The 21556-nt window shown below is 56.3% G+C and carries 22 protein-coding genes; 14 read left to right on the top strand and 8 right to left on the bottom strand.

Going from position 1 to position 21556, the window contains the following annotated elements; genetic code table 11:
- Positions 1–96: 96 nt before the first annotated feature.
- The 12 genes from skp to C1Y41_RS11825 all read left to right on the top strand — a co-directional run bounded on the left by skp (position 97) and on the right by C1Y41_RS11825 (position 13853).
- Positions 97–594 carry a molecular chaperone Skp gene (skp, locus tag C1Y41_RS11880; RefSeq protein ID WP_039382739.1) on the top strand — a complete coding sequence of 166 codons (498 nt, stop codon included), beginning with the start codon at positions 97–99 and terminating at the stop codon, positions 592–594.
- A gap of 3 nt (positions 595–597) precedes the next feature.
- Complete coding sequence (lpxD, locus tag C1Y41_RS11875; RefSeq protein ID WP_039382740.1) at positions 598–1623, top strand: UDP-3-O-(3-hydroxymyristoyl)glucosamine N-acyltransferase; 1026 nt, start codon at positions 598–600, stop codon at positions 1621–1623.
- Positions 1624–1812: 189 nt separating this feature from the next.
- Complete coding sequence (fabZ, locus tag C1Y41_RS11870; protein WP_007893924.1) at positions 1813–2268, top strand: 3-hydroxyacyl-ACP dehydratase FabZ; 456 nt, start codon at positions 1813–1815, stop codon at positions 2266–2268.
- A 3-nt stretch (positions 2269–2271) separates the two neighbouring features.
- Complete coding sequence (gene lpxA / locus C1Y41_RS11865; RefSeq protein ID WP_039382744.1) at positions 2272–3060, top strand: acyl-ACP--UDP-N-acetylglucosamine O-acyltransferase; 789 nt, start codon at positions 2272–2274, stop codon at positions 3058–3060.
- 3 nt (positions 3061–3063) lie between these two features.
- Positions 3064–4212 carry a lipid-A-disaccharide synthase gene (gene lpxB / locus C1Y41_RS11860; protein ID WP_039382748.1) on the top strand — a complete coding sequence of 383 codons (1149 nt, stop codon included), beginning with the start codon at positions 3064–3066 and terminating at the stop codon, positions 4210–4212.
- On the top strand, positions 4205–4834 hold the full coding sequence (gene rnhB, locus C1Y41_RS11855) for a ribonuclease HII (protein WP_104085517.1): 630 nt from the start codon (positions 4205–4207) through the stop codon (positions 4832–4834). Before lpxB ends, rnhB begins: the two co-directional genes overlap by 8 nt.
- A 29-nt stretch (positions 4835–4863) precedes the next feature.
- Positions 4864–8346 (top strand): DNA polymerase III subunit alpha, encoded by a 3483-nt coding sequence (gene dnaE / locus C1Y41_RS11850; RefSeq protein WP_071669047.1) that lies wholly within the window; start codon positions 4864–4866, stop codon positions 8344–8346.
- Between the two features lie 12 nt (positions 8347–8358).
- Positions 8359–9318: an acetyl-CoA carboxylase carboxyl transferase subunit alpha gene (gene accA / locus C1Y41_RS11845; RefSeq protein WP_039382756.1), complete on the top strand. Its 960-nt coding sequence runs from the start codon at positions 8359–8361 to the stop codon at positions 9316–9318.
- A gap of 242 nt (positions 9319–9560) precedes the next feature.
- Positions 9561–11711 (top strand): lysine decarboxylase LdcC, encoded by a 2151-nt coding sequence (locus C1Y41_RS11840; RefSeq protein WP_039382758.1) that lies wholly within the window; start codon positions 9561–9563, stop codon positions 11709–11711.
- 76 nt (positions 11712–11787) lie between these two features.
- Positions 11788–12177, top strand: coding sequence for a VOC family protein (locus C1Y41_RS11835; protein ID WP_039382762.1), 390 nt, complete (start codon positions 11788–11790; stop codon positions 12175–12177).
- 54 nt (positions 12178–12231) lie between these two features.
- Positions 12232–13548, top strand: coding sequence for a tRNA lysidine(34) synthetase TilS (tilS, locus tag C1Y41_RS11830; protein WP_104085516.1), 1317 nt, complete (start codon positions 12232–12234; stop codon positions 13546–13548).
- Positions 13545–13853, top strand: coding sequence for a cytochrome c (locus C1Y41_RS11825; protein WP_071669045.1), 309 nt, complete (start codon positions 13545–13547; stop codon positions 13851–13853). The genes tilS and C1Y41_RS11825 overlap by 4 nt, the downstream gene beginning before the upstream one ends.
- A gap of 35 nt (positions 13854–13888) precedes the next feature.
- Here C1Y41_RS11825 and rof read toward each other — a convergent pair whose 3' ends face one another.
- A complete protein-coding gene (gene rof / locus C1Y41_RS11820) occupies positions 13889–14152 on the bottom strand; it encodes a Rho-binding antiterminator (protein WP_039382769.1) in 264 nt (87 codons plus the stop codon).
- Positions 14139–14339: a YaeP family protein gene (locus C1Y41_RS11815; protein WP_071669043.1), complete on the bottom strand. Its 201-nt coding sequence runs from the start codon at positions 14337–14339 to the stop codon at positions 14139–14141. The genes rof and C1Y41_RS11815 overlap by 14 nt, the downstream gene beginning before the upstream one ends.
- 216 nt (positions 14340–14555) lie before the next feature.
- On the opposite strand from C1Y41_RS11815, the gene arfB reads away from it, so the two are divergent.
- A complete protein-coding gene (gene arfB / locus C1Y41_RS11810; protein WP_039382771.1) occupies positions 14556–14966 on the top strand; it encodes an alternative ribosome rescue aminoacyl-tRNA hydrolase ArfB in 411 nt (136 codons plus the stop codon).
- Positions 14967–14995: 29 nt separating this feature from the next.
- On the opposite strand, the gene proS is transcribed toward arfB, so the two are convergent.
- From proS to metN, 6 genes are all read right to left on the bottom strand, one after another.
- On the bottom strand, positions 14996–16714 hold the full coding sequence (proS, locus tag C1Y41_RS11805; RefSeq protein ID WP_071669042.1) for a proline--tRNA ligase: 1719 nt from the start codon (positions 16712–16714) through the stop codon (positions 14996–14998).
- Between the two features lie 89 nt (positions 16715–16803).
- Entirely contained in the window at positions 16804–17508 is a 705-nt protein-coding gene (gene tsaA / locus C1Y41_RS11800) for a tRNA (N6-threonylcarbamoyladenosine(37)-N6)-methyltransferase TrmO (RefSeq protein WP_071669041.1), read from the bottom strand.
- Complete coding sequence (gene rcsF, locus C1Y41_RS11795) at positions 17505–17906, bottom strand: Rcs stress response system protein RcsF (RefSeq protein WP_039382781.1); 402 nt, start codon at positions 17904–17906, stop codon at positions 17505–17507. Before rcsF ends, tsaA begins: the two co-directional genes overlap by 4 nt.
- A 127-nt stretch (positions 17907–18033) precedes the next feature.
- Positions 18034–18849, bottom strand: coding sequence for a MetQ/NlpA family lipoprotein (locus C1Y41_RS11790; protein WP_065650069.1), 816 nt, complete (start codon positions 18847–18849; stop codon positions 18034–18036).
- A 37-nt stretch (positions 18850–18886) separates the two neighbouring features.
- A complete protein-coding gene (locus C1Y41_RS11785) occupies positions 18887–19540 on the bottom strand; it encodes a methionine ABC transporter permease MetI (RefSeq protein ID WP_039382787.1) in 654 nt (217 codons plus the stop codon).
- Positions 19533–20564 carry a methionine ABC transporter ATP-binding protein MetN gene (gene metN / locus C1Y41_RS11780; protein ID WP_071669040.1) on the bottom strand — a complete coding sequence of 344 codons (1032 nt, stop codon included), beginning with the start codon at positions 20562–20564 and terminating at the stop codon, positions 19533–19535. The genes C1Y41_RS11785 and metN overlap by 8 nt, the downstream gene beginning before the upstream one ends.
- A 187-nt stretch (positions 20565–20751) precedes the next feature.
- On the opposite strand from metN, the gene gmhB reads away from it, so the two are divergent.
- Positions 20752–21312, top strand: coding sequence for a D-glycero-beta-D-manno-heptose 1,7-bisphosphate 7-phosphatase (gene gmhB, locus C1Y41_RS11775; RefSeq protein WP_071669039.1), 561 nt, complete (start codon positions 20752–20754; stop codon positions 21310–21312).
- Positions 21313–21556: the final 244 nt, after the last annotated feature.

Raw genomic sequence — 21556 nt, 5'->3', positions numbered from 1 at the left:
AGCGGAAGCGAAGTACGGCATAGCTTAGCGCAGCAAAGCGCTAAGCGAGCCAAACACTGTGTCGCAGACACAAACGTTGATGGTAAGGAGTTTATAGTGAAAAAGTTGTTGTGTGCCGCAGGTCTGGGTCTTGCTTTAGCGGTTTCCGCTGGCGTTCAGGCTGCTGACAAAATTGCAGTGGTAAACGTGTCCAGCATTTTCCAGCAGTTACCGCAACGTGCGACCGTTGCTAAACAGCTTGAAAATGAGTTCAAAGGCCGCGCAACTGAGCTGCAGGGCCAGGAACGCGATCTGCAGACCAAAATGCAGAGACTGCAGCGTGATGCTTCTACCATGAAGGCGAGCGAGCGCAGCCGCATGGAAAAAGACATCATGTCCCAGCGCGAAGCCTTCTCCAGCAAAGCCCAGGCTTTCGAACAGGATAACCGTCGTCGCCAGATGGAAGAGCGTAACAAACTGCTGAGCCGTATCCAGGATGCCGTGAAGAAAGTGGCAGACAGCGATGGTTATGATGTCGTGATTGATGCTAACGCCGTAGCCTATGCTGCTAATGCGAAAGACATTACTGCTGACGTGCTGAAACAGGTTAAATAATCGATGTCATCAATTCGACTGGCTGATTTAGCCCAGCAGTTGGATGCAGAATTGCACGGAGATGGCGATATCGTCATCTCCGGCATTGCTTCTATGCAATCCGCCACCCCTGGTCAAATCACTTTTCTTGCCAACAGCCGCTACCGCGAGCAGCTCGCCAGCGTTCAGGCGTCAGCCGTGGTGCTGACGGAAGCGGATCTGGAATGGTGCAATACTGCCGCCCTGGTAGTGAAAAATCCCTATCTTACCTATGCCCGCATGGCACAACTGCTGGACACCACGCCGCAGCCCGCGCAGAATATCGCGCCCAGCGCGGTGATCGATCCTTCCGCCTCGCTGGGACAAAATGTGTCGGTAGGGGCGAACGCGGTGATTGAGTCTGGCGTTGAGCTGGGTGACAACGTTGTGATTGGTGCAGGCTGCTTTGTCGGCAAAAAGAGCCGGATTGGCAGCGGCACGCGCCTCTGGGCCAACGTGACGATTTATCATGAGATTCAGATTGGTCAGGATTGTCTGATTCAGTCAGGCACTGTCATCGGTGCAGATGGTTTCGGGTATGCTAACGATCGCGGCAACTGGGTGAAAATCCCTCAGCTCGGCACGGTCATCATCGGTGACCGGACAGAGATTGGTGCCTGCACCACTATCGATCGCGGTGCGCTGGATAACACTCTGATCGGCAATGGTGTTATCATAGACAACCAGTGTCAGATTGCCCACAACGTTGTAATTGGTGACAATACAGCCGTTGCGGGAGGTGTGATCATGGCCGGTAGCCTGAAGATTGGACGTTACTGTATGATTGGCGGCGCCAGCGTCATTAACGGCCATATGGAGATCTGCGATAAAGTAACCGTAACCGGTATGGGCATGGTGATGCGTCCCATTACAGAGCCGGGGGTTTACTCCTCAGGGATCCCACTGCAACCGAACAAAGCCTGGCGTAAAACGGCAGCGCTGGTGATGAATATCGATGACATAAGCAAACGTCTGAAAGCCATCGAACGCAAAGTTGATAAAAACAGCTAAGCACATCCGCGCGACCCGCTTTCATAATAATGCCGCCTGCCTGCTTTTGCCCTTCAGTGTGGTAAAGGACGGCAGGTAGCGCAGAGAAGCGAACGCCACCGAACTGATTTGCGGCCTGCGAAAGATCATTTTGATCGGTGCAGGCCGTGTTATTGTTGCCATCAGATTTTTTAGGACAGGAAGAGTATTTTGACTACTGAAACGCATACTCTGAAAATCGAAGAGATTTTAGAACTGCTGCCGCACCGCTATCCGTTTTTGCTGGTGGATCGCGTGCTGGATTTTGAAGAGCACAAATATCTGCGTGCGGTAAAGAACGTTTCTGTTAATGAACCGTTTTTCCAGGGGCACTTCCCTGGTAAACCGATTTTCCCAGGCGTTCTGATTTTAGAAGCGATGGCGCAGGCGACCGGTATTCTGGCGTTTAAAAGCGTTGGCAAACTGGAACCTGGCGAGCTCTATTATTTTGCCGGTATCGATGAAGCCCGCTTCAAGCGCCCGGTAGTACCAGGTGACCAGATGATCATGGAAGTCACCTTCGAAAAAACCCGTCGTGGTCTGACACGTTTTAAAGGCGTTGCTACAGTGGATGGTAAAATTGTCTGTGAAGCGACCATGATGTGTGCCCGTAGCCGGGAGGCATAATTAGTGATTGATTCAACCGCCACCATCCATCCGACCGCCATCGTTGAAGAGGGTGCTGTACTGGGTGCAAATGTTCATATCGGTCCCTTCTGTATTGTGGGCGCTGACGTGGAAATTGGCGCAGGTACGGTATTGAAATCACACGTTGTGGTTAATGGCCATACGCGCATCGGCGAAGAAAACCAGATCTATCAGTTTGTCTCTATTGGTGAGGTAAACCAGGATCTGAAATATGCGGGTGAGCCTACCCGCACCGAAATCGGCGATCGCAACCGGATCCGCGAAAGCGTGACCATTCATCGCGGCACCACGCAGGGTGGCGGACTGACTAAAGTTGGCAGCGACAACCTGCTGATGGTGAATGCGCACATTGCACACGACTGCGTGATTGGCAGCCGCTGCATTCTGGCAAATAACGTGACGCTGGGTGGCCACGTTACCGTGGATGATTTTGCGATCATCGGCGGCGTGACGGCCGTGCACCAGTGGTGCACTATCGGCGCTCACGTTATGGTTGGCGGTTGTTCCGGCGTGGCGCAGGATATTCCGCCATACATTATTGCGCAGGGTAACCACGCCACGCCGTTTGGCGTCAATATTGAAGGTCTCAAGCGTCGCGGCTTCAGCAAAGAGGCGCTGCATGCTATTCGCAACGCTTACAAGCTGCTCTACCGCAGTGGTAAAACGCTGGATGAGGTAAAGCCTGAAATCGAGGCGCTGGCGCAGCAGCACAGCGAAGTCCAGCCGTTCTTTGATTTCTTCGCCCGTTCAACCCGTGGATTGATCCGTTAATTCATGTCAGTGCGTCCCTTAACGATTGCCCTGGTCGCCGGAGAAACCTCCGGCGATATTCTTGGTGCCGGTCTGATCCGCGCGCTGAAAGCGCGTCATCCTGATGCACGCTTTGTTGGCGTAGCGGGTCCGCTGATGCAGGCAGAAGGCTGCGAAGTCTGGTACGAAATGGAAGAGCTGGCGGTCATGGGCATTGTCGAAGTGCTGGGCCGCCTGCGACGCCTGCTGACCATCCGCAAAGACCTGACGCAACGCTTCACCGCGCTCCGCCCTGACGTATTTGTGGGTATCGATGCGCCAGATTTTAATATCACCCTGGAAGGCAACCTGAAGCGCGCCGGTATTCGTACCGTGCACTACGTCAGCCCTTCCGTCTGGGCATGGCGTCAGAAGCGCGTCTTTAAGATTGGCCGCAATACCGATATGGTGCTGGCGTTTCTGCCGTTCGAGAAAGCGTTTTACGATCGCTTTAACGTGCCGTGTCGTTTTATCGGTCACACCATGGCTGATGCGATGCCGCTGCAGCCTGATAAGCAGGCCGCGCGTCGCGAGCTGGGTATTGCAGACGACGCGATCTGTCTGGGTTTACTGCCAGGCAGTCGTGGCGCAGAAGTTGAAATGCTGAGCGCCGATTTTCTGCGCGCGGCGCAGCTGCTGCGTCAGCGCTACCCGGCGCTGGAAATCGTGGTTCCGCTGGTTAACGCAAAGCGGCGGGCGCAGTTTGAACAGATTAAAGCGGAGATTGCGCCTGAGCTGCCTATGCACCTGCTGGATGGCAAAGGGCGTCAGGCGATGATCGCCAGCGATGCGGCTATTCTGGCATCCGGCACCGCGGCGCTGGAGTGTATGCTGGCAAAGTGCCCGATGGTCGTGGGGTATCGTATGAAACCCGTTACCTTCTGGCTGGCGAAGCGCCTGGTCAAAACGCCTTACGTCTCGCTGCCTAATCTGCTGGCGGGACGGGAGCTGGTTAAAGAGCTGCTGCAGGATGAGTGCCAGCCGCAGACGCTGGCCGCCGCGCTGGAGCCGCTGCTGCATGCGGGTGCCGAACGCGACGCGCTGCTGGAAACCTTTACTCAACTGCATCAGCAGATCCGCTGGAATGCCGATGAGCAGGCGGCGGATGCGGTACTGGAGATTGCTCATGGCTGAATTTATCTATCCTGATGCGCAACGTATTGCGGGCGTGGACGAAGTCGGACGCGGCCCGCTGGTAGGGGCCGTAGTAACGGCGGCGGTGATCCTCGATCCTGCTAACCCGATTGCTGGTCTGGCAGACTCAAAAAAGCTGTCGGAAAAGCGCCGTCTGGCGCTGTATGATGAAATTACCGAAAAGGCGCTGGCGTGGAGCCTCGGCAGGGCTGAGCCAGAAGAGATCGACCAGCTCAATATTCTGCATGCCACGCTGCTGGCGATGCAGCGCGCGGTGGCAGGGCTGCACCTTACGCCCGATTTTGTGCTGATCGATGGCAATCGCTGTCCGGCGCTGGCGATGCCTGCGCAGGCGGTGATCAAAGGCGACAGTCTGGTGCAGGAAATCAGCGCTGCATCCATTATTGCCAAAGTGACGCGCGATCGCGAAATGGCTGAACTCGATCGTCTCTTTCCGCAGTATGGCTTTGCGCAGCATAAAGGTTACCCCACCGCGCTTCATATGGCGAAGCTCAAACAGTTTGGTGCCACGCCGCATCATCGTCGCAGTTTTGCGCCGGTGCGCAACGCGCTGCTGGATGCCGAACTGCACGCCTCAGTACAACCCGCGCCGCTTTATTAAGCCTGACGCTGTTTTAACCGGAAACCGATATGGCTGAACCTCGTTTTATACATCTGCGCGTGCACAGCGACTACTCCATGGTCGATGGCCTGGCGAAGACCGGTCCGCTGGTGAAAAAAGCCGCGGCGCTGGGGATGCCGGCAATAGCGATTACGGATTACACCAACCTCTGCGGCCTGGTGCGCTTCTATGGCAGCGCCCACGGTGCCGGCGTTAAGCCGATTATCGGCGCTGATTTCCAGGTCGCCAGCGAGCTGATGGGCGATGAGCTTACGCAGCTTACGCTGCTCGCGGCGAATAACACCGGCTATCAGAATCTGACACTGCTGATTTCGCGCGCCTATCAGCGCGGCTACGGCATTGCCGGGCCTATCCTCGATCGCGACTGGCTGATTGAGCTGGGCGAAGGGCTGATTGTCCTGTCGGGCGGACGACGCGGCGATGTCGGACGCAGCCTGCTGCGCGGCAATAACGCGCTGGTGGCGCAGTGTCTGAGCTTTTATCAGCAGCACTTTCCCGACCGTTACTACCTTGAGCTGCTCCGCACCGGACGCGCCGATGAGGAGAGCTATCTGCATGCCGCCGTTGAGCTGGCGATAGCGGAAGGGATACCGGTAGTGGCAACCAATGAAGTCTGCTTCATCAATGAAGAGGACTTCGATGCGCATGAGATCCGCGTGGCGATCCACGACGGTTATACGCTGGACGATCCGAAACGTCCGCGCCACTACAGTCCTCAGCAATATATGCGCAGCGAAGAGGAGATGTGCGAGCTGTTTTCGGACATCCCGGAAGCGCTGGAAAACAGCGTAGAGATTGCTAAGCGCTGTAACGTCACCGTCCGCCTCGGCGAATATTTTCTGCCGCAGTTCCCGACCGGCGAGATGACCACCGAAGAGTTTCTGGTGGTGAAATCACGCGAGGGGCTTGAAGAGCGCCTGGCGTTTCTCTTTCCGGATGAAGAGCTGCGTGCGCAGAAGCGCCCGGCCTACGATGAGCGTCTGGAGATTGAGCTCAACGTTATCAACCAGATGGGGTTCCCGGGCTACTTCCTGATCGTGATGGAGTTTATCCAGTGGTCAAAAGATAACGGGATCCCGGTCGGACCCGGACGCGGTTCCGGTGCCGGTTCACTGGTGGCCTATGCGCTGAAGATTACCGACCTCGATCCGCTGGAATTTGACCTGCTGTTTGAACGCTTCCTGAATCCGGAACGTGTCTCCATGCCCGACTTTGACGTCGACTTCTGCATGGAGAAGCGCGATCAGGTGATCGATCACGTTGCCGAGATGTATGGCCGTGAAGCGGTTTCGCAGATTATCACCTTCGGCACCATGGCGGCGAAAGCGGTGATCCGCGATGTAGGGCGCGTGCTGGGCCATCCTTATGGCTTTGTCGATCGCATCTCCAAGCTGGTGCCGCCCGATCCGGGCATGACGCTGGAAAAAGCGTTTCAGGCTGAACCGCAGCTGCCTGAGATCTATGACGCCGATGAAGAGGTCAGGGCGCTGATCGACATGGCGCGCAAGCTGGAAGGCGTCACGCGAAACGCCGGCAAGCACGCTGGCGGCGTGGTCATTGCGCCGACCAAAATCACCGATTTTGCCCCGCTTTACTGCGATGAAAACGGCCAGTTCCCCGTCACCCAGTTTGATAAAAATGATGTGGAGTATGCCGGACTGGTGAAGTTTGACTTCCTCGGCCTGCGTACGCTGACCATCATCGACTGGGCGCTGAAGATGATCAACCCGCGCCGTGAAAAGCAGGGGCTGCCGCCGATCGACATTGCGGCTATTCCGCTTGATGATAAAAAAAGCTTCGATATGCTGCAGCGCTCAGAGACCACCGCGGTGTTCCAGCTTGAATCGCGCGGCATGAAAGATCTGATCAAGCGACTGAAGCCTGACTGCTTTGAAGATATGATCGCCCTGGTGGCGCTGTTTCGTCCCGGCCCGCTGCAGTCCGGCATGGTGGATAACTTTATCGACCGTAAGCATGGCCGCGAAGAACTCTCCTATCCTGACATCCAGTGGCAGCATGAGAGTCTGAAGCCGGTACTGGAGCCTACCTACGGCATCATTCTCTATCAGGAGCAGGTGATGCAGATCGCACAGGTGCTGGCGGGTTATACGCTGGGCGGCGCTGATATGCTGCGTCGTGCGATGGGTAAAAAGAAACCGGAAGAGATGGCGAAGCAGCGTTCAGTGTTCAAAGAGGGCGCTGAAAGCATGGGTATCAACGGCGAACTGTCGATGAAAATCTTCGACCTGGTAGAGAAGTTCGCCGGCTATGGTTTTAACAAATCGCACTCTGCAGCCTATGCGCTGGTCTCCTATCAGACGCTGTGGCTGAAAGCACACTATCCGGCTGAGTTTATGGCTGCGGTCATGACCGCCGATATGGATAACACCGAGAAAGTGGTCGGGCTGGTGGATGAGTGCTGGCGCATGGGCCTGAAAGTGCTGCCGCCGGATATCAATGCCGGCCTCTATCCGTTCCACGTTAACGACGACGGTGAAATTGTCTACGGCATCGGCGCGATCAAAGGCGTCGGTGAAGGCCCGATTGAAGCGATTCTCGAAGCGCGTAATCAGGGCGGCTATTTTAAAGAGCTGTTCGATCTCTGCGCGCGTACCGATACGCGCAAAATTAACCGCCGGGTGATGGAGAAGCTGATCATGTCCGGCGCGTTTGACCGGCTCGGACCCCATCGTGCGGCGCTGATGAGCGCCCTGAGCGATGCCCTGAAAGCCGCTGACCAGCATGCTAAAGCAGAGGCGACGGGGCAGGCAGATATGTTTGGCGTGCTGGCTGAAGAGCCGGAGCAGGTCGAAAAATCGTATGCGTCAATTACGCCGTGGCCAGAGCAGGTGCAGCTGGATGGCGAGCGTGAAACGCTGGGGCTCTATCTTACCGGGCATCCGATTAATCAGTATCTGAAAGAGATTGAGCGCTACGTCGGCGGGATGCGGCTGAAAGATATGCATCCTACTGAACGTGGCAAGGTCACCATCGCTGCGGGGCTGGTGATTGCCGCCCGCGTGATGGTGACCAAGCGCGGCAACCGAATTGGTATTTGTACTCTGGACGATCGCTCCGGTCGTCTGGAAGTCATGCTATTTACCGATGCGTTAGATAAGTACCAGCAGCTGCTGGAGAAAGACCGTATCCTGATCGTCAGCGGACAGGTCAGCTTTGATGACTTCAGCGGCGGGCTTAAAATGACCGCCAGGGAAGTGATGGATATCGATGAAGCGCGGGAAAAATATGCGCGCGGACTTGCTATCTCGCTGACGGACAGGCAAATTGATGACCAGCTTTTAAACCGTCTCCGCCAGTCTCTGGAACCTCATCGTTCCGGGACCATTCCGGTACATCTCTATTATCAGAGAGCAGATGCGCGGGCGAAGCTGCGCTTTGGTGCAGCGTGGCGTATTTCGCCCAGCGATCGTTTACTTAACGACCTGCGGTCGTTAGTAGGATCGGAGCAGGTGGAACTGGAGTTTGACTAAAACAGGAACATTATGAGTCTTAATTACCTGGATTTTGAACAGCCGATCGCCGAACTCGAAGCGAAGATCGATTCGCTTAAATCGATTGGCCGTTCAGATGAGAAACACGATATTAATCTGGATGAAGAGATTCAGCGCCTTCGCGAGAAAAGCGTTGAACTGACCCGTAAAATCTTCTCCGATTTAGGTGCATGGCAGGTCGCGCAGCTGGCGCGTCATCCGCTGCGTCCCTATACGCTGGACTACGTGCGCAACGCATTTGACGACTTTGACGAGCTGGCAGGCGATCGCGCCTATGCTGACGACAAAGCGATTGTGGGTGGTATCGCACGTCTGGATGGCCGTCCGGTGATGATCATTGGTCATCAGAAAGGGCGTGAAACCAAAGAGAAAATTCGCCGTAACTTCGGTATGCCTGCACCAGAAGGCTATCGTAAAGCGCTGCGTCTGATGGAGATGGCAGAGCGTTTTAAGATGCCACTTATCACCTTTATCGACACGCCGGGTGCTTATCCGGGCGTGGGCGCCGAAGAGCGCGGTCAGTCTGAAGCGATTGCCCGTAACCTGCGTGAGATGTCTGGTCTGAAAATTCCGGTGATCTGCACCGTGATTGGCGAGGGCGGCTCTGGTGGCGCGCTGGCGATTGGCGTGGGCGACAAAGTGAACATGCTGCAGTACAGCACCTACTCGGTGATTTCACCGGAAGGCTGTGCGTCAATTCTGTGGAAAAGCGCAGATAAAGCGCCGCTGGCGGCAGAAGCGATGGGCATCACCGCCGGGCGTCTGCAGGAGCTGAAGCTGATCGACTCAATCATTCCTGAGCCGCTGGGTGGCGCGCATCGTCGTCCGGTTGATATGGCCGCTTCTCTGAAACAGCAGCTGCTGGCCGATCTGGCCGATCTCGACGGGCTGAGCACGGAAGAGCTGCTCGATCGCCGCTATCAGCGCCTGATGAACTACGGTTACGCGTAAGGTAAGCCCTGCAGCAAAAAAGCGGACTCCGGTCCGCTTTTTTTATGCCTGTTTTCCACGATCGGGCCTGAGTTCCCTGCAGGACCGCCATTTATGGCGGCAGCGATCCCCCAAGGGCGCCATTTATGGCGACCGAAATGCATCGCTGAAAACATCAGGCCTGCAACGGCGCTATTCCGGAACATTCTCCGGCCACTTTTCGCTATCCTTACTCTGTGCCACAAGACCACAGGAGGTGAGCATTGAATATTATTGCGATCATGGGACCGCACGGCGCGTTCTACAAAGATGAACCAATTCGCGAACTGGATGCCGCGCTGAAACTGCAGGGCTTTCACACCGTTTATCCCAGCAATGCCAGCGACCTGCTGAAGCTGATTGAGCACAACCCGCGCGTATGCGGCGTCGTATTTGACTGGGATGAGTACAGCATGGCGCTCTGCAGCGACATCAACCAGCTCAATGAGTCGCTGCCGCTCTACGCCTTTATCAACACGCATTCGCAGATGGACGTCAGCGTTAATGAAATGCGCATGGCGCTGCAGTTTTTTGAATATGCGCTCAGCACCGCAGACGATATCGCGCTGCATATCCGCCAGTATACCGATGAGTACATCGATAAAATTTTACCCCCGCTGACCAAAGCGCTGTTTACCTATGTTAAAGAGGGTAAATACACCTTCTGTACGCCAGGCCATATGGGCGGTACCGCCTTTCAGAAAAGCCCGGTCGGCAGCCTGTTTTATGACTTTTTCGGCGCTAACACGCTTAAAGCCGATGTCTCTATCTCCGTCACTGAACTGGGGTCGCTGCTCGACCATACCGGCCCGCATCTCGACGCCGAAGAGTATATTGCCCGTACCTTTGGGGCAGAGCAGAGCTATATGGTGACCAACGGCACCTCAACCTCAAACAAAATTGTCGGTATGTATGCCGCCCCGGCAGGCAGTACGGTACTGATTGACCGCAACTGTCACAAATCGCTGACCCATCTGCTGATGATGAGCGACATCGTGCCCGTCTGGCTCAAGCCAACGCGTAATGCGCTGGGCATTCTGGGCGGTATTCCGCAGCGTGAATTTACCCGGGAGGCTATTCAGAGCAAAGTGGATAGCACGCCGCGCGCCAGCTGGCCGGTCCATGCAGTGATCACCAATTCAACGTACGACGGATTGCTCTACAACACGGAATATATCAAGCAGACGCTGGATGTGCCGTCGATCCACTTCGATTCCGCTTGGGTGCCTTATACCAATTTTCATCCCATCTACAGCGGAAAAAGCGGCATGAGCGGTGAACGGATCCCGGGCAAGGTGATCTATGAAACGCAATCCACCCATAAGCTGCTGGCCGCGTTTTCCCAGGCTTCACTGATTCATATCAAAGGCGACTACGACCACGATACGTTTAACGAAGCCTATATGATGCACACCACTACCTCGCCGAGCTACGGCATTGTGTCATCGATTGAAACCGCTGCGGCGATGCTGCGCGGCAATCCGGGTAAGCGGCTAATTAACCGTTCGGTTGAGCGCGCGCTGCACTTCCGGCGCGAGATCCAGCGGCTGCGTGAAGAGTCTGATGGCTGGTTTTTTGATATCTGGCAGCCAGAGCAGGTGGATGAGGCAGAGTGCTGGCCGATCCAGCCGGGAGAAGAGGCGTGGCACGGCTTTCAGCAGGCCGATCGCGATCATATGTATCTCGATCCCATTAAAGTCACGATCCTGACGCCCGGCATGAGCGAACTGGGCGCGATGGCGGAAGAGGGGATCCCGGCGGCGCTGGTGGCGAAATTTCTCGATCAGCGCGGCGTGGTGGTAGAGAAAACCGGGCCTTATAATCTGCTGTTTCTGTTTAGTATCGGGATCGATAAAACCCGCGCCATGAGCCTGCTGCGCGGTCTGACCGAGTTTAAACGCGCCTACGATCTTAATCTGCGCGTGAAAAATATGCTGCCGGATCTCTATGCGGAGGATCCCGATTTCTATCGCAATATGCGGATCCAGACGCTGGCGCAGGGGATCCACCAGCTGATCCTGCAGCACGATCTGCCGCGGCTGATGCTGAAAGCCTTTGATGTCCTGCCTGAAATGAAAATGACGCCGCATCAGGCGTTCCAGCATCAGGTCAAAGGTGAGGTTGAAACCGTGGATATCCGCGAGCTGGTAGGGCGTACCTCCGCCAATATGATCTTGCCCTATCCGCCAGGCGTGCCGCTGGTAATGCCCGGTGAGATGATCACAGAACAGAGCCGGGCCGTGCTCGACTTTCTGCTGATGCTCTGCACCATCGGGCGCCACTACCCTGGCTTTGAAACCGATATTCACGGCACCACGCTGACAGAGGATGGGCGCTATCTGGTTCGGGTACTGCGCGACGCGCCGCAGCCCTGACTTCGGATAAATGCCTCTGGTCACGCTGACGTCCGGCACGTAGGCTTGGCGGCTCAGATTTTTTTTCGGAGCCGCTATGCTACAGATCAAACAGATTCACCACATTGCGATTATTGCCACTGACTATCCGCGCAGCAAAGCGTTCTACTGCGATGTGCTGGGCTTCTCCCTGCTGGGTGAGTACTACCGCGCGGAGCGGGATTCATGGAAAGGCGACCTCGGCCTGCACGGCGTCTATACCATTGAGCTGTTCTCATTTCCCTCCCCGCCGCCGCGCGTAACCGCACCTGAAGCCTGCGGCCTGCGCCATCTGGCATTTTGCGTAGAGGATGTGGCGCAGTCGGTTGCGGCGCTGGCAGAAAAAGGCGTGATCTGCGAACCGGTGCGTATCGATGCGCTGACCGGTAAAGCCTGCACCTTTTTTACCGATCCGGATGGTTTGCCGCTGGAGCTTTATCAGGCGTAAAATAGCCGCCGCAGAATGCCGCAATCAGGCGGCATCATCAGATGGAACGGCACTATGTCTTTTTCCCACCTTGCTGCGCTGCTGGATCCCGCCGGTCGCTACGTGGTGGCATTCAGCGGCGGGCTCGACTCCACCGTGCTGCTGCATCAGCTAGTCTGCTGGCAGCAGCAGCATCCGCAGCTGAGCGTGCGGGCGCTGCACGTGCATCACGGCCTGAGTCCGCACGCCGACCGGTGGGCCGCACACTGCCGGCAGCAGTGCCAGCGCTGGCATATCGCCTGCGACGTATTGCCGGTAACGGTTGATGCCAGGGCAGGAGGCGTGGAGGCGTCGGCGCGCAGAGAGCGCTATCAGGCGCTGTTCGCCCGGCTGCAGCCGGATGAACAGCTGCTCACCGCGCAGCATCTGGACGATCAGTGCGAAACGCTGCTGCTGGCGCTAAAGCGCGGCAGCGGCCCGGCGGGGCTGGCGGCGATGCCGCCGCGGCGCACAGTGCAGGGGCATGAACATCTGCGTCCGCTGCTCAGCCTTAGCCGTGAGCAGCTGGAGCAGTGGGCGGCTGAGCACCAGCTCAGCTGGATTGAGGATGAGAGCAATGACGACAGCCGCTACGACCGCAACTTTTTGCGTCAGCAGATTATGCCGCTGCTGCATCAGCGCTGGCCGCACTTCAGCGCTGCCAGCGCCCGCAGCGCCGCGCTCTGCGCAGAGCAGGAGCAGCTGCTGGATGAGCTGCTACAGCAGGAGCTGAGCCAGCTGCTTACGCCACAGGGCGCACTGCATTTTCCGCCGTTGCAGAGCATGAGCGAAGCGCGGCGTAACGCGCTACTGCGGCGCTGGATCGCCGGGCAGGGCGGGGCGATGCCGTCACGTGCGGCGCTGCAGCGCATCAGTACCGACGTTATCGCAAGCCGGACTGATGCACAGCCGGCGCTGCAGCTGGGAAATTTTACGCTGCGCCGCTATCGCGATGCCCTCTACTGGTTGCCGCCGCAGCCGTCGCTGCGTGACCAGGCATGCTGCTGGCCGCAGCTTACCCGATCGCTGGTGCTGCCCGGCGGAGTGGGTCAGCTGCTGGCTGACTTCTCACGCGCGGAGCTGCGTCTGCCTGCGGCGGATGAAACGGTCCACGTTCGCTTTCAGGCGCGCGGCTACTATCATCTGCTGGGACGGGCGGGCGGACGCGAAATGAAAAAACTGTGGCAGGAGCTGGCGATCCCGCCCTGGCAGCGGGAGCGTATCCCACTGATCTACTATAACCAGACGCTGATTTGCGCGCCGGGCCTGTTTGTTACCCATGAAGGCGCTGCCTGCAGCGATCGGGGCTGGCAGGCGATCTGGCATCAGCCTGACAGGGAGAAGGTATCATGAGGCACTGGCTGACGGCTGTGCTATGTTTTGTATCGCTGCCGCTATGGGCAGAAGGCGATGCGGCCGCGGGCGCAGAAAAAGCAGCCCGCTGTATGGCGTGTCACGGTGCAGAGGGCAAAAGCGCGATACCCCTCTATCCTCATCTGGCCGGGCAGCAGGCGCCTTATCTGGCGCATGCGTTGCACGCCTATCAGAAAGGTGAGCGCAGCGGCGGTCAGGCAGAGGTGATGAAAGCGTTTGTGGCGGGACTAAGCGATACCGATATTGAGGATTTAGCGGCTTACTATAGCGGACTTAAGCCGTAGGAAACGCGGGCGGAGAGGGTCCGCCCGCCGCGAGACTACTCGTCTTCGCTGACCACCACGGTGCCGAGTTCAGGATGGCTGAAGCTGGCAATGTGATCGAGGCGCAGCTCGCGGGTTTCCCCGGAGAGGTCAACCGCAAGATATTCGACGTTTTTGCGCGAAACCATATCCCGCGCTTTCGCCTTCAGCTGGTCACCATTTTTCAGCTGCAGTGACAGCATCCAGTGTCGGGTGCAGGCGAGTTCCAGGTTGTCGTAGTCATCGCAATTGATGGGTTTATAAGCTTCATTTGTCAACATAGTCGCTCACCAATAAGTTTGCAGCAGCCGAGGCTGCCTGATCCCTGACAGAAGAGTTTAGCGCGGAATGAGCGGCGATATCATTGAGTGCATTCAGCGCGCACATCAGCGCGTCGGGCACATATCCCGGCTCACCGCTGCCGATTTCAGCATATTTCTGGCGAACTAACTCACAATACGTTTGCACATGCACCTCCTCAGCAGAGCATAAATACCCTGGTTGCCTGGCGACTATAACACAGGGGTTTCCCGGAAATCAGCCAGGGCAAGCGGGGAAACAGAGAAAGAAAAGCAGCAGAACAGCGGCTGGCATGGCCTGCCGGACGCTGGCTGGCGCACAAAAGGTTAAGTTGATGAACAGGAAAATTCAGTACAGAACGCCGTATGAACCGGCAGGTGACAGATGATTATGCTGTCGCGCACGGTTGAGATCCCGGAGAGTGAAATAGAGCTGACGGCTATCCGCGCTCAGGGGGCAGGGGGGCAGCACGTGAATAAAACCTCGACGGCTATTCATCTGCGGTTTGATGTCCGCGCATCTTCGCTGCCGGAGTTTTATAAAACGCGGCTGCTCGCTGCCAGTCATCACCTGATTACGGCAGAAGGCGTGGTCATTATTAAAGCGCAGGAGTATCGCAGTCAGGAGATGAATCGTGAGGCCGCGCTGCAGCGCCTGATCAATCTGATCCGCGAGTTAACCACGGTGGAGAAAGCGCGTCGCGCGACGCGGCCCACGCGCGCGTCAAAAGAACGGCGGCTGGAGGGGAAATCGCGGCGCAGCAGCGTAAAAGCGATGCGCGGCAAAGTGCGATAAAAAACGCCTCCCGCAGGAGGCGTTTGCCATTACTTATTCAGCGCGCTGGCCAGGAAGCTGACGATCTCATGCTGGCTGATCATCTGCTTCTCGCTTGCGGAGCGGGATTTGTACTCAATCTCTTCGTTATCGAGATTGCGATCGCCAATCACGATGGTGTGCGGCACGCCAATCAGCTCCATATCAGCAAACATCACGCCCGGACGCTCTTTACGATCGTCGAGGATAACGTCGATGCCTCTGGCGCGCAGTTCGCTGTAGAGCGATTCTGCCAGCTGCTGAACCCGGAAAGATTTATGCATATTCATTGGCAGAATTGCGACTTCAAACGGTGCCAGCGCCGCAGGCCAGATAATGCCGCGCTCGTCATGGTTCTGCTCAATTGCGGCAGCCACCACGCGGGTAATACCGATACCGTAGCAGCCCATGGTCATGATCTGGTTGCGGCCATCTTCGCCCTGTACGGCTGCTTTCATCGCATCGGAGTATTTGGTGCCGAGCTGGAAAATGTGACCCACCTCGATACCGCGCTTGATCTGCAGTACGCCTTTACCATCCGGGCTTGGATCGCCCTCGACCACATTGCGGATATCTTCAACCCGCGCTTCCGGCAGATCGCGGCCCCAGTTGATGCCGGCAAAGTGCTGACCGTCGATGTTGGCACCGGCGGAGAAGTCACTCATTTTTGCCACGGTACGGTCCGCAATCACCGGGATGGTCAGACCGACCGGACCGATAGAGCCAAAGCCTGCACCCGTTACGGCACGGATCGCCTCTTCATTGCCCATTTCCAGCGGCGAAGCAACGATATCAAGATGTTCAGCTTTGATTTCGTTCAGCTCATGATCGCCACGCACCAGCAGAGCAACCAGCTGATGGCCGCTCTCTTCACTCGCCTTCACAATCAGCGTCTTAACCGTTTTTTCAACCGGGATCTGATGCTGCTCAACCAGCTCCGCGATGGTTTTGGCATGTGGCGTAGCAAACTGTGTCATCGGCTGTGTTGCCGCCGGACGCTCGCCAGCCGGAGCCAGCGCTTCAGCTTTCTCAATGTTTGCGGCGTAGTCTGACTCGCTGGAGAAGATCACATCATCTTCACCGCTCTGCGCCAGTACCTGGAATTCATGTGAACCGCTGCCGCCGATAGAGCCGGTGTCAGCCTGCACCGCGCGGAAATCGAGACCCATGCGGGTAAAGCTCTGACTGTAGGCGCGATACATCGCATCGTAGGTTTCCTGCAGCGACGCCTGCGAGGTATGGAAGGAGTAAGCGTCTTTCATGATGAACTCACGCGAACGCATCACGCCAAACCGCGGGCGCACTTCATCACGGAACTTGGTCTGAATCTGATACAGATTAAGCGGCAGCTGCTTATAAGAGCTCAGCTCGTTGCGGATCAGATCGGTAATGACCTCTTCATGCGTCGGACCGAGCACAAACGGACGTTCGTGACGATCTTTAATGCGCAGCAGCTCCGGGCCATACTGCTCCCAGCGCCCGCTCTCTTCCCACAGGTCGGCCGGCTGAACCACCGGCATAGAGATTTCAATTGCGCCGGCGTTGTTCATCTCTTCGCGCACGATGTTTTCAACTTTTCGCAGCACGCGAACCCCGGTCGGCAGCCAGGTATAGAGTCCGGAAGCCAGTTTGCGGATCATCCCGGCACGCAGCATCAGCTGATGGCTGATCACTTCTGCATCGGAAGGCGTCTCCTTAAGCGTGGAGAGCAGATATTGAGTAGTACGCATTAATTATGATTCCAGTTATATGGAAGAAGAAGAGCAGACCGTTACTGGCCGTTAGTGTACCAGCGAGAAACAGCGCTCAAAAGCCTGTTTTAGCGTGGATCCACGGCAATGACCTCAGTACCCGCTTCATCAATGCGCCAGCGCACGTTGAAATCGAGCAGCCAGGCGGCATATTCGCGATCCAGCGATTCACCTTTGCGATAGGCGGGACGCGGATCCTGGGCCAGAACTTCGGTAATAAAACGCTGCAGCTGAGGAATATGCGCCTGCTGCTGAATCTGCTGCTGAGCGGCGGCTGAAAAACGCACCGGCATGGTCGCTTCAGGTGCAGCCTGAGCATAGCCGGCGCGCGCGTCGGGCAGCGCTTCGGCAAACGGCAGGTAGGGCTTGATATCAATCACCGGTGTGCCATCAACCAGATCAAGGCTGCCGAGCTGCAGGATAACCTGCGATTTTTCACAGCGGATCCCTTTTAGCTCAACCAGCGACATGCCCACCGGGTTAGGACGAAACGTTGATCGCGTTGCAAAGACGCCCATACGCGCGTTACCGCCGAGGCGGGGCGGACGGACAGTAGGGCGCCAGCCGCCGGCCATGGTCTGATGAAACATAAACAGGATCCAGATGTGGCTGAACGCCTCCAGACCGCGTACGGCTTCCGGCTGATTGTACGGGGCCTGCAGATGCAGTTCACCGCCGCCATCCTGAACCAGGCCCGGCTGGCGCGGCACGGCAAATTTCTCTTTCCACGGGGAGCGGATCACGCCAATCTGCGCAACGGCAAACTCACTCATTGACCGGAAACTTTCAGCGCTGAGCCCTGGCAAATTGCCTGGCGGTAGCAGCCTGGCGTACTGGTCACAATTTCACATTTGTGCAGCAGCACGGCGTTGGCTTTCATACCCGCTGCTTTGATCTGCAGACGTTTACGCGCGGTATTGATATTGGGAGGCGAATCCTGCGTGCTGCTCTGGCAATCTTCGCCAGACACTTCACCCAGATCGCGGAAAGGATTGCTGACCAGATCGGTTGCGTCGGTATAGATTTTCACCGGAGCCGGGCGCGGGGCCGGCTTGCGCTGTGGCTGAGCTGATGACTGCTGCGGACGAGCCGGAGCGCTGCTTATCGGGTGATATTCACGAACGCACCCGGTCAGCATCAACGCCAACAGGCAGAGCGGTAAAAAACGCATGGCAACATCCTCCTGTAATAAAAGTGGCGTTATTGAAACAAGGACGCCCGCAAATAACAAGTCAGCAGCCACATGCAGAAATAGAAAGGGCGGCCAGCGCCGCCCTCGGGAGAGAAAAGAAGTGAACTTACCAGCCTTTAACCGCGCCACCGTTAAAGATTTTGTTGGCAGACTCAGCCACTTCGTCTGACTGATACGCTTCAACAAACTTCTTCACGTTCTCAGCGTCTTTATTATCTTCACGGCTCACCAGCAGGTTAACGTATGGGGAATCTTTATCTTCCACAAAGATGCCATCTTTTGCCGGGGTCAGACCAATCTGGCTGGCATACGTTGTGTTGATTACCGCGAGCGCAATCTGCTGATCGTCAAGTGAGCGCGGCAGCTGTGGCGCTTCCAGCTCAACAATCTTCAGGTTCTTCGGGTTTTCCACAATATCCAGTGAAGTTGGCAGCAGGCCCACACCCTCTTTCAGCTTAATCAGGCCCGCTTTCTGCAGCAGCAGCAGGGAGCGACCCAGGTTGGTCGGATCGTTAGGGATGGCGATCTGCGCGCCATCCTGCAGTTCGGTCAGCGACTTGATCTTTTTAGAGTAGCCGGCAATCGGGTAAACAAAGGTGTTGCCAACCGGTACCAGCTTGTAGCCACGATCTTTAATCTGCTGATCCAGATAGGGCTTATGCTGGAAAGCGTTAACGTCAATGTCCCCTTTGCTCAGCGCTTCATTAGGTAAAACGTAATCGTTAAACGTTACCAGTTCGACGTCGAGATTATATTTATCTTTAGCCACTTTAACGGCGGTTTCAGCAACCTGCTGTTCAGCACCAACAATCACGCCCACTTTGATATGGTTGGGATCTTTTGCCTGCTGATCGCATCCGGCCAGAGCAATAGCACCAATCAGAGCACCTGCTGCGGCAATCTTTTTAAATGTGAAAGACATATCCTTTCCTTAATAGAGAAGTATTGATGTTATTGGCTTATTTATGCGACACCGCGCGAACAATGCGATCGCCGCAGAACTGAATCAGATATACCAGCACGACCAGCAGCACCAGTACAGTATTCATTACGGTAGCGTTATACCCGATATAGCCATACTGATAGCCAATCTGGCCCAGACCACCCGCGCCCACGGCACCGCCCATAGCAGAATAGCCAACCAGCGTAATGAGCGTAATGGTGGCCGCGTTAACCAGGCCCGGCATCGCTTCCGGCAGCAACACCTTGCGGACAATCTGCAGCGGCGTGGCACCCATCGCGCGGGAGGCTTCGATCAGGCCGGTCGGCAGCTCCAGCAGGGCGTTTTCAACCATACGGGCAATAAACGGCGCGGCGCCAACGGTCAGCGGGACAATCGCCGCCTGCAGGCCGATAGAGGTGCCGACAATTGCGCGGGTAAACGGAATCATCCATACCAGCAATATAATGAACGGGATCGATCGGAAGATATTGACGATAGCAGAGAGCACGCGGTAAAGCGCGCTGTTCGCCAGAATCTGACCAGGGCGTGTAACATACAGCAGTACGCCGACCGGCAGGCCAATAACAAACCCGAAAAAGCCAGAGACAAAGGTCATCATCAGCGTTTCCCAGACGCCGCGCGTCAGTAACCACAGCATCGCTTCAGACATAACCTAATACCTCTACTTTCACATGATGTTCTTTCAGCCAGCTTATCGCGGCCTGCGTATCTGTTTCACTGCCATCCATTTCTGCCAGCATGATGCCGAACTTGACTCCGCCTGCATAATCCATCTGCGCACTGATAATGTTGTTGTTCACATTAAAGCGGCGGGCAGCTTCTGACAGCAGCGGTGCATCAACAGATTTCCCGGTAAACTCCAGGCGCAGCAGGGGCACAGCCTGTGCGGCAGGCTGCGCGCGCATGCGCTCCTGATAATCTTCCGGAATATCCAGATGCAGCGTCGACTGAATAAACTGCTGCGCCAGCGGCGTTTTTGGATGAGAAAAAACTTCGCTGACGCTATCTTTTTCAATCAGCTCGCCGTTACTGATCACAGCAACCTGATCGCAGATGCGCTTAACCACATCCATCTCATGGGTGATAAGCAGAATAGTAATACCGAGGCGGCGGTTAATGTCTTTCAGCAACTCCAGTATCGAACGGGTGGTCGCCGGGTCGAGCGCGCTGGTGGCTTCGTCGCACAGCAGTACTTTGGGATTGCTGGCCAGCGCACGCGCAATAGCCACACGCTGTTTTTGCCCGCCAGAGAGATTAGCTGGCCAGCTGTCATGCTTGTCATTCAGGCCAACCAGCTCCAGCAGCTCGCTAACGCGCGCTTTGATCTGATCGCGTGACAGATTGCCCAGCTCCAGCGGCAGCGCCACATTGCCGGCCACCGTACGCGAGTTCATCAGGTTGAAGTGCTGAAAAATCATGCCGATCTGGCGACGTGCCAGCGTCAGCTGCCCGGAAGAGAGTGCGGTGAGATCCTGTCCGTCGACCAGCACACGACCGGATGTAGGGCGCTCAAGCAGGTTGACGCAGCGGATCAGCGTACTCTTGCCCGCGCCTGACGAACCGATGACGCCATAAATCTGTCCCGCCGGCACATGCAGGCTGACGCCGGAGAGCGCCTGTATTGTGCGTGAGCCCTGCTGGAACACTTTGGTGATATTTTCGAGTTTAATCATTAGTTAATTATTATCGTCTGACGTTATCCGTGGTGTATCAATATTCGATCAGCGAAGCTGGACGAAAGCTGAATGGATGGTAAGGCATCCAGACGTCTAAATCAATCGACGTAATGCAATCTGCCATTCTCTCGCTATGCCCAATCATGCAATACTTAGCACTATTAATTGCAGCAGGAGTATTTACGTGGCGAACCCAGTCCCGGCTATTTTTCTCGATCGTGATGGCACATTAAATGTTGATCACGGTTATGTTCATGAGATCGACAATTTTCAGTTTATAGAAGGCACCATTGAAGCGCTGCAGGCGCTGAAAAAGATGGGCTACGCGCTGGTGCTGGTCACTAACCAGTCGGGTATTGCCCGCGGGATGTTTACGGAAGATACCTTTATGCAGCTGACGGAGTGGATGGACTGGTCACTGGCCGATCGCGATATCGACCTGGACGGCATCTACTATTGTCCTCACCTGCCGGATGCCACCGTGCCTGCTTACCGTCAAAACTGCGACTGCCGTAAACCTCAGCCTGGAATGCTGCTGTCTGCGCAGCAAGAGCTGAACATCGATATGGCCGCTTCATATATGGTAGGGGATAAGCTGGAAGATATGCTGGCAGGGCAGGCCGCTGGCGTCGGCACCCGCGTGCTGGTGCGCAGCGGTAAAACGGTTACCGCTGAAGGTGAAGCAGCAGCAGATTGGGTGTTAAATAGCCTGGCAGAGCTGCCGGCGCGCATTAAACAGGCATAAATAACCGGTTTTGCGCAAACATTAACCGGGTGATAAAAAAGTTGAAATTAGTGCTTGTCACCCGGCGAGAACTCCCTATAATGCGCCACCACTGAGACGGCAAAGCGGCAACGCAGCCGGGCTCAGCAGGGCGTGAAGCGATTCACCCCGCCGGAGAAAACGCTGAAAAAAGTGGTTGACTCCGGAGGAGGAAAGCGTAATATACGCCACCTCGCAGCAGACGCTTAAGGCGCTGGCTGCACCG

The sequence above is a fragment of the Pantoea sp. ICBG 1758 genome, assembly GCF_002928325.1.
In the GTDB taxonomy this organism is placed as follows: Bacteria; Pseudomonadota; Gammaproteobacteria; order Enterobacterales; family Enterobacteriaceae; genus Pantoea; species Pantoea eucrina.
This window is presented reverse-complemented; position numbering and strand designations above follow the sequence as displayed.